Origin of the sequence: Mesorhizobium sp. M4B.F.Ca.ET.089.01.1.1 (assembly GCF_004022605.1) — a bacterium.
GTDB classification, from domain to species: domain Bacteria; phylum Pseudomonadota; class Alphaproteobacteria; order Rhizobiales; family Rhizobiaceae; genus Mesorhizobium; species Mesorhizobium abyssinicae.
This window is the reverse complement of record NZ_RZOS01000312.1, coordinates 1-6866: the sequence shown is the minus strand read 5'-3', so window position 1 is coordinate 6866 and position 6866 is coordinate 1. Positions and strand designations below refer to the sequence as shown.

At 63.5% G+C, this 6866-nt stretch carries 9 protein-coding genes; 6 read left to right on the top strand and 3 right to left on the bottom strand.

Features of this window, described 5'->3' with window-relative positions; genetic code table 11:
• The first annotated feature begins 3 nt into the window (after positions 1-3).
• The gene (locus EN780_RS23930) at positions 4-957 is read left to right on the top strand and encodes a PhnD/SsuA/transferrin family substrate-binding protein (RefSeq protein ID WP_128275502.1); all 954 of its coding nucleotides are present in this window, start codon (positions 4-6) and stop codon (positions 955-957) included.
• 28 nt (positions 958-985) lie between these two features.
• Here the strand turns inward: EN780_RS23930 and EN780_RS23925 are convergent, their stop codons facing one another.
• The 3 genes from EN780_RS23925 to EN780_RS23915 form a co-directional block, all read right to left on the bottom strand.
• Positions 986-1606: a TadE/TadG family type IV pilus assembly protein gene (locus EN780_RS23925; RefSeq protein ID WP_127285909.1), complete on the bottom strand. Its 621-nt coding sequence runs from the start codon at positions 1604-1606 to the stop codon at positions 986-988.
• A 37-nt stretch (positions 1607-1643) separates the two neighbouring features.
• Complete coding sequence (locus EN780_RS23920) at positions 1644-2234, bottom strand: TadE/TadG family type IV pilus assembly protein (protein WP_127285908.1); 591 nt, start codon at positions 2232-2234, stop codon at positions 1644-1646.
• 137 nt (positions 2235-2371) lie between these two features.
• A complete protein-coding gene (locus EN780_RS23915) occupies positions 2372-2794 on the bottom strand; it encodes a pilus assembly protein N-terminal domain-containing protein (protein WP_127285907.1) in 423 nt (140 codons plus the stop codon).
• 357 nt (positions 2795-3151) lie between these two features.
• Between EN780_RS23915 and EN780_RS23910 the strand changes: the two genes are divergently transcribed.
• The 5 genes from EN780_RS23910 to EN780_RS23890 all read left to right on the top strand — a co-directional run.
• Positions 3152-3322 carry a Flp family type IVb pilin gene (locus EN780_RS23910; protein WP_127285906.1) on the top strand — a complete coding sequence of 57 codons (171 nt, stop codon included), beginning with the start codon at positions 3152-3154 and terminating at the stop codon, positions 3320-3322.
• A gap of 172 nt (positions 3323-3494) precedes the next feature.
• A complete protein-coding gene (locus EN780_RS23905) occupies positions 3495-4013 on the top strand; it encodes a prepilin peptidase (protein ID WP_127285905.1) in 519 nt (172 codons plus the stop codon).
• A 205-nt stretch (positions 4014-4218) separates the two neighbouring features.
• Positions 4219-5031 carry a Flp pilus assembly protein CpaB gene (cpaB, locus tag EN780_RS23900; protein ID WP_127285904.1) on the top strand — a complete coding sequence of 271 codons (813 nt, stop codon included), beginning with the start codon at positions 4219-4221 and terminating at the stop codon, positions 5029-5031.
• On the top strand, positions 5028-6557 hold the full coding sequence (locus EN780_RS23895; RefSeq protein WP_127309939.1) for a type II and III secretion system protein family protein: 1530 nt from the start codon (positions 5028-5030) through the stop codon (positions 6555-6557). The genes cpaB and EN780_RS23895 overlap by 4 nt, the downstream gene beginning before the upstream one ends.
• Before the next feature lie 14 nt (positions 6558-6571).
• Positions 6572-6866, top strand: a 295-nt coding sequence (locus EN780_RS23890) for a CpaD family pilus assembly lipoprotein (RefSeq protein ID WP_245500098.1), incomplete at its 3' end; no start/stop codon positions are given.

Here is a 6866-nt window from a genome sequence, read left to right as displayed (position 1 = left end):
GCTTTGGCATTGCTGGCCGCGTCCTGGCCGGATACGGCCAGCGCCGACTGGCGCGACGACATCGGCACATTCCGCGTCGGAATCGTCGCCGAACCTGGAGCCGGCAACACCGTTCCGGGCCTGGCGCTGCTCACCGACGCCTACACCAAGGCACTCGGCATGAAGGTCGAGTTTGTCGTCGCCCGCGACTACCGGGCGCTGATCGAGGCGCAGGTGGAGGGACGGATTCAGTATGCCGTCTATTCAGCCGTCGCCTATGCGACCGCGTCCGAGCGCTGCGGCTGCGTCGAGCCGCTGGTGGCGCCGGTCGATACCGATGGCGCCGCCGGCATCCGCTCGCTCCTTGTGACGCGCGACGGCAAGGTGCCGGATCTCGCGGCCATGCCGGGCCATCGCATCGCCATGGCGCCTGCCGACAGCGTCGGCGGCTCGCTTTTGCCGCTCGCCGGCCTGACGGCGGCAGGCGTCGGGATCACCGAGGATTCACCCTATCTGCTGCATGCCGGCTCGGCGGCCGCCGCCGAGGCAATGCTGGTCGACGGGCAGGCCGATGCCTTGTTCGGCTGGGAAACGGCGCTGGCGGACGGCAATCCGGCCGCGGCCGACAGTCCGCCGGCCCTTCCGGCAGGCCAGCCGGCCGGCACGGGCGACCAGCCGGCCGATCCGAACGGCACGATGGCGCGGCTTGAGGCGGCGGGTGTTTCGAAGGCGGCGCTGCGGATCGTGTGGACGTCAGGCCTGCTCAGATACGGCCCGCATGCCGTGCGCAGCGATCTCGATCCCGAGGCCAAGCGCCGGCTCACCGTGTTTCTCACCAACCTGAAGTCGATGACGCCCGATGTCTACGATCTTCTGGAGACGACGCATTCGGGCGGCTTCACCGTCGCCTCGCAAAAGGACTATGCGATGGCGGCTGCGATCGTGCGCATGGTGTCGGGCAAAGAGGGCGGGCAATAATCCGGGGCGAAGCGGCGCCGTGCAATTCTCAGCAGTCGCTGCAAGGGATCGTCGTGCTCCGGCGCGGCCGCAGATAGTAGGTCTCGCTCATCGAAATGTGGCTGAAAGCCGAGGTCAGCCCAAGCCGCTCTTTGCTGTCCGCCGCCCAGGTGATGATCGGCTCATAGGCGAGGTCGCTCTCGACGCGGATGAGGAAGGTGCCCTTGACGTTGAGCGCGGTGGGAATCGTGGTGGTGCTGGTCTTCGCGGCATCGGCGCTGGTGGCCCCGTTGAGCAGCTTGCGCGACCAGACGACCTGCACCTTAGGCGTCGTATCGGTGGTGACCTCTATCGCCGTGATGACGATCTTGGGATCCGACCGGTTGTAGGGCTTCAGGGTCGAGTTGCCGATCTTCATGATCGCATCGAGATCGGCCTTGGTGATGGTGTTCTGCTGGGTGACGAGGTCCGCCACCATGCTGCCGATGCGGCTGACCTTCTTGCTGGTCTCGATGGCCTGGGAGGCCTCCATGGTCACGAAATACATGACGAGCAGCAGCGGCACGATGAAGGCAAACTCGATCGCCGCGATGCCGCGGCGATCGGCGCCAAACCGCACCGCTCGTGTCCAGACCGCCAAAATTCCCCGATGTGCCCCCGCACGATACATGCCCTTACCCCCGTTTTGCCGAAGCATGCCCGCAATCTCAGTTGTCGAACGGCTCGTTCTGCCACGTCACGGACGCGAAGTGCAGCGCGGTGCCGTCGGTCATATTGGTCATCGACTTGGACATGAAGTCGGTCATGACCGGCCATTTGTAGAAGACGCGCAACATGTTCTTCGTTTCCGCCAGCCCGGGCGATACGCCGAAAGCCGTCGAGTTCGCGCCTTGAGTCAGCACGATCTGGTTGTTCACGATCTTGTAGCTCGCCGTAGCGGCGTCCGCGAAGGTCGCATATTCGCGCAAGTCCACGGATAGTCCCGGGCACTTGTTGGCGACAATGATTTCCAGCTTGGCGCAGATCATGTCCTGCAACTTGGTGCCGCTCACGTCGGCCGGCCTCAGCTGGCCGGTGCGCAACTTGCGGGCGATGTCGTCGGTGATGTTGGCCATCACTTCCTGGCCGGCAAATGAAATGCAGCTTTCGAGGATGGCGAAGACGAGGAGGGCGAAAGGCAAGGCAAGCATCGCGAATTCCATCGCCGTGCTGCCGCGCCGATCACCAAGAAAGCGGGCGCGGAGCCGTGTCCACCCGTTGCCGCGATTGTCGTCCTCGGGCGCTCGCTTCCTGTTCATGCCCACTCCCTGCCGATCCTTGTGATGTCGGCCGGGACATTAACGAAAACCCATTGAAGCCCGGTTTGGATGACCGTTAAATTCGTCGAAGCGCCGTTAGCCGGCCGCTAACCGTAGTCGCCGAAAAGGCGGGCAGCTCAGTGGCCGGCGCTCATCTCGGCTTCCGAGGCCTTCTCGCTGTCGCTCTTGTAGGAGCTTTCGCAATACGGGGTGCAGGACATGGTCTGGATTTCGGAGCGCCTGTAGATTCTGACCGAGGATGCATCCTGCCGCACGACGGTGACCTGTTCGTCGATGATCGGGCTGCCGTCCTGGTCGAGGACGACCAGATTGGTGACGCCGAATCCCTTGCCGGTCAGCACGATGGTCGAGGCATCCTGCACGGAGGCGTCTGCAATCGCCGGATTGCCGATGACGATGGTGTCGGCCGAACGGGACAGCTTGACGATCTTGGCCTGGTTCATGGTGACTTCGATGCCGGGCCCAGCCTTGGCCGGCAGGACGAAGGCAGCGGCGGCGACAAGCACGGCAACTGGAAACGACGATCTCAACCCGGTCATCTGGACGCTCCAAGGCGGCAAACTGTTCAACGGAACATGAACGAGATTGGTGAACCAACGGTTAAGCCCGTGCTCAGCACGATTAAGGCCGGCGTTCGACTGCCTGCCGCGGCGGGCGATGGCCCTCCCTGCGACAGTCGCCGGGAATCCGCCTCTGCCGCTGCTTTGCGGGCGGCGAGGCGGCTCGCCGGTACTTTAGCTGACGGTTAACCAAGCAACGGGTTCGAGACCGGAAAGGAATCGGTAAGGCTGTTTATTAAGCCGATCGAAAGGCCTTCTCCCTAGATTGGCAGCATCCGATCAACCGGCAAGAGAAGTTGACGGAAGTGCTGTAACACGTGGAGTAGGAGCTCTCGAATGTCTAACCTCATTGCACGTTTTGTGAAGAACGAGTCCGGTGCGACCGCCATCGAATATGGCTTGATCGCCGCTCTCATCGCGCTCGCCATCATGGTCGGCGCCGGCGCCCTCGGCAATGCGCTGAACAACAAGTTCGACGCCATCGCCAACAAGGTTGAAGGTTCCTGATACCTGAAGCGAATTAGCTTCTTCAAGCGAAAGGGCCGCCTCTTCTGGCGGCCCTTTTTTCGTCATTCACGTTTTCATCAAGCCGGGCGATTTTGACTGGCCCGCCTCATCAATCGTTAATCGAACATGCCTAGGCTGCACTGGCTAGAACTCGACCGCAGGCACCGCGCCCATGCTTGAAGCCCTCATCTTCGTCGTCTTTCCGTTCTGCATGCTGTTTGCCGCGATCTCCGACATGCTGTCGATGACGATCGCCAATCGCGTGTCGGTGCTGCTGGTGGTGGTCTTTGCCTTGGTGGCGCCGCTGACGGGGATGGATTGGGCCGCCTATGGCTGGCATTTCGCGGCGGGCTTCCTGGTGCTGGCCGTGACCTTTGGCCTGTTCGCGCTCGGCGGCATGGGCGGCGGCGATGCCAAGCTGCTGGCCGCCACCGCGCTGTGGATGGGCTTCAACATCCATCTTGTCGAATACCTGGTGATTTCGACCTTCATCGGCGGGCTGCTGACGGTCGCCATCCTTGCTTACCGGAAATCGGCACTGGCGGACTTTACCGGGCACAATCCCTTCCTGCGCCATTTCGCCGACCAGACGACCGGCGTTCCCTACGGCATCGCGCTGGGCATCGGCGGTCTGATCGTCTTTCCGGATTCTCCGCTCATGGTATGGGCGCTGGAAAGGCTGGCCGCCTAGCCCCTTGCCATCGCGCGTACGAGTTATCCGGTTTTGGACTGGGCGGCTTGGCCGCCCTTTTCGCATCCCGGAGGGCGGTTCGTTCTAATTTATGTAAACCTTAAATTAATCACGATCGTAAGCATTGCATTAACCTTGTTTTGACGATTGCGGCTGCAAAGTCCGCCCTGGCTAGGTGGTTTGCCATAGGCGAGGGTTCGGACAGATGCCAGCATCCCGACTTATAATACTGAGCGTGGCGGTGGCCGCGGCGGGCGGCGCGGGTTATGTCGCGAAGAACATGGTGGCGGTTCCGCCGCCCCGGGTCGTCGTCGATAGCCCCCAGGCGCCGGCCATAGCGCTGCAGGACGTGCTCGTCCTGTCCGGCGATGTCGCCATGGGCAGCCCGCTGGAGAACAACATCAGCTGGGAGTCGTGGCCGGCCGACGGCATCAACGCGAATTTCATCACCCGCGCCGCGGAGCCCGATGCCGTGGACAAGCTGAAGGGCTCCGTTGCCCGCGTGGCGATGTATACGGGCGAGCCGCTCAGGCGCTCCAAGCTGATCGGCGAGGGCCAGAGCTTCATGTCGTCGATCCTGCCCAGCGGCATGCGCGCCGTCGCCACCGCGATATCGGCCGACACATCAGCCGGCGGCTTCATCCTCCCCAATGATTTCGTCGACGTGATCATGACCCGCCGTTCCGACACCGGAACGGGCGGCAGCGGGTTCACCACCGAGACCATCCTGAAGAACATCCGCGTCCTGGCGATCGACCAGACCATCCAGGAGGATGAGGAAGGCAAGAAGACCAGGGTCGGTCAGACCGCCACGCTTGAGCTGTCGCCGCAGCAGGCCGAAATCATCACGGTCGCGCAGCAGATGGCCGATCGCCTGACCCTGGCGCTGCGTCCGATCACGGACGCTCACGAAAAGAATCTGGGCGAGGCCGACTATCTCGTTTCCGGCAACGGCCGGCGCGGCACGGTGCGGATGATCAAGTCGGGCGAAGTTTCCGAAGTGGGAGCAAGGAAATGAGGCTAAAGGGTAAACTGCCCTTCATGGCGGCAGCGGCGATCGGCCTGTTCCTGCTCGGCACCAACGCGCCCGGCATGGTCGAGGCGAAGGCCGCGAACCGGAACGCCCAGGTGTCGGCGTCCACCGCCACACAACGCGTCAAGCTCGGTCTCAACAAGTCGGTGGTCATCGACCTGCCGAGCGATGCCTATGACATCCTGGTCGCCAATCCCGCGGTCGCCGATGCGGTCACCCGCACCGCGCGGCGCATCTATCTGTTCGGCAAGGCCGTGGGCGAGACCAACATTTTTGTCTTCGGCCCCAATGGCGAGCAGATCGTCAGCCTCGATCTGGCGGTCGAACGCGACGTCGCCGGGCTGGAGGACTACCTCAAGCGCTTCCTGCCGACGTCCGAGATCAAGGTCGAACTGCTGAACGACAACGTCGTTCTGACCGGAAGCGTGGACACGCCTCTCGACGCCAAGCGCGCCGTCGACCTGGCGACCATCTTCGTGTCCGGCGGTGAAGCCACAACCGGCCAGTATTCGCAGACCGCCGCCGGCGGATCGGCCAATGGCGGCGTCGACATCAACAACCCCGACCAGGACCGCCGCGTCTCGAAGATCGTCAACCTGCTGCAGATCATCGGCGACGACCAGGTGACGCTGAAGGTGACCGTGGCGGAGGTCAGCCGCTCGGTGATGAAGCAGCTCGGCGTCAACATGGTCGGCAGCGGCGGCAGCAACGGCATTTCCTGGGGCGCGCTGGGCGATACGTTCAGCGGCCTCGGCAAGCCGATCTCGAACTCGGGTTTCAATGTCGGCACCTCGGCGATCCAGGCCTACATCAATGCCATGGAACAGGCCGGTGTCATGAAGACCCTGGCCGAGCCGACGCTGACCGCCGTGTCCGGCGAGAAGGCGACCTTCAAGGTCGGCGGCGAGTACAACATGGTCAACAGCGTCAGCGCCAACGTTTCGACCGACAACCAGACGGGCAACAGAACCTATTCGATCGAGAAGATCGAATACGGCATCGGCCTGGAATTCCAGCCGGTGGTGCTGTCGCCCGGTCGCATCAGCCTGAAGGTCAGGACCTCCGTATCGGAGCCGACCACGGAGGGATCGGTGTCGCTGTCGGCCGGCGGAAGGAGCCAGGGCATGAATGCGCTGTCGCTGCGCAAGCGCCTGGCGGATACGACGGTGGAACTGCCGTCCGGCGGGTCGATGATGATCGCCGGCCTCGTCCGCGACGACGTCAGGCAGGCCGTCAACGGCTTGCCCGGCCTGACCAAGATCCCGGTGCTCGGCACGCTCTTCCGCAGCCGCGACTTCGTCCGCAACGAGAGCGAGCTCGTCATCATCATCACGCCCTATCTGGCCAAGCCGGTCGCGCGCAACGAACTTGCCAAGCCGGACGACAACTTCAACGCCCCGAGCGACGGCGCAGGCATGTTCCTTGGCCGCGTCAATCGCGTCTACGGCACCATGCAGACCGACAGACCCGCCGGCCGCTATCACGGCGTTGTCGGGTTCATCTACAAGTGAGCGGGGAAGCGGACATGTTTCAGTCGACATCGAACACCACCGCGGCGCCGGCAAGGTCCGGTCGCGAGCGGATCCGCCGCTCCGTAGCCCCGGTCCTGGCGGTCCTGCTCGCCGCATCGCTCGCCGGCTGCGCCGGCTGGAAACGCGACAGCGTCACGGTCGGCGCCATCCCCGACGACTATCGCACCAGCCATCCGATCGTCATCGCGGAAAAGAACCAGAAGATCGATCTTCCCGTCGGCGCCGGCGATCGCGGCATGACCGGCGCCCAACGCGACACGCTGCTCGGCTTCCTCGACGGCTATGACA

Bases quoted from the DNA above. Each gene is read 5' to 3' on its own strand.
- EN780_RS23910 (WP_127285906.1), top strand. From the start codon at position 3,152: ATGTCTAACCTCATTGCACGTTTTGTGAAGAACGAGTCCGGTGCGACC.
- EN780_RS23895 (WP_127309939.1), top strand. From the start codon at position 5,028: ATGAGGCTAAAGGGTAAACTGCCCTTCATGGCGGCAGCGGCGATCGGC.
- EN780_RS23920 (WP_127285908.1), bottom strand. From the start codon at position 2,234: ATGAACAGGAAGCGAGCGCCCGAGGACGACAATCGCGGCAACGGGTGG.
- EN780_RS23925 (WP_127285909.1), bottom strand. From the start codon at position 1,606: ATGTATCGTGCGGGGGCACATCGGGGAATTTTGGCGGTCTGGACACGA.
- cpaB (WP_127285904.1), top strand. From the start codon at position 4,219: ATGCCAGCATCCCGACTTATAATACTGAGCGTGGCGGTGGCCGCGGCG.
- EN780_RS23915 (WP_127285907.1), bottom strand. From the start codon at position 2,794: ATGACCGGGTTGAGATCGTCGTTTCCAGTTGCCGTGCTTGTCGCCGCC.
- EN780_RS23905 (WP_127285905.1), top strand. From the start codon at position 3,495: ATGCTTGAAGCCCTCATCTTCGTCGTCTTTCCGTTCTGCATGCTGTTT.